This is a genomic window from Streptomyces noursei, from assembly GCF_001646665.1.
Taxonomy (GTDB): Bacteria; Actinomycetota; Actinomycetes; order Streptomycetales; family Streptomycetaceae; genus Streptomyces; species Streptomyces lavendulocolor.
Window position 1 is genome coordinate 1 of the sequence record NZ_LWBU01000047.1, and the last position, 305, is coordinate 305.

1 pseudogene is annotated in these 305 nt (G+C 83.9%); it reads right to left on the reverse strand.

Annotation, left to right across the window (positions count from 1 at the left end):
- A pseudogene (locus A4V12_RS39885) lies at positions 1-305 on the reverse strand (hypothetical protein); the annotation flags it as partial.

The following is a 305-nucleotide window of genomic DNA, read 5'->3' on the forward strand; positions in this document are numbered from 1 at the left end:
TGGCGGAGGGCGGTCGTCAGGTCGTCGCCGTGCTCGTAGCCGACCACGGGCGTGCCGGGCCACCGGCGGGGGAGGGCCGCGAGGCAGCCGGGCCAGGGGGCGGTGCCGAAGACGGTGGACACGCCCAACACGCCCCGGGCGGCGCCCGGCGCGGCACCGCGGGGGGCGACCGCCCCGGCGAAGAGGCGGCCGCCCCGGGCGCGGGCGGCGAGCACGGCGGGGGCCGGGGCGGCGAGGAGGGCGGGGCGGAAGAGGCCCGGGGGTTCTGGTCCGCCGCTCCGGGGGGCGCCCCAGGGCGCCATGGC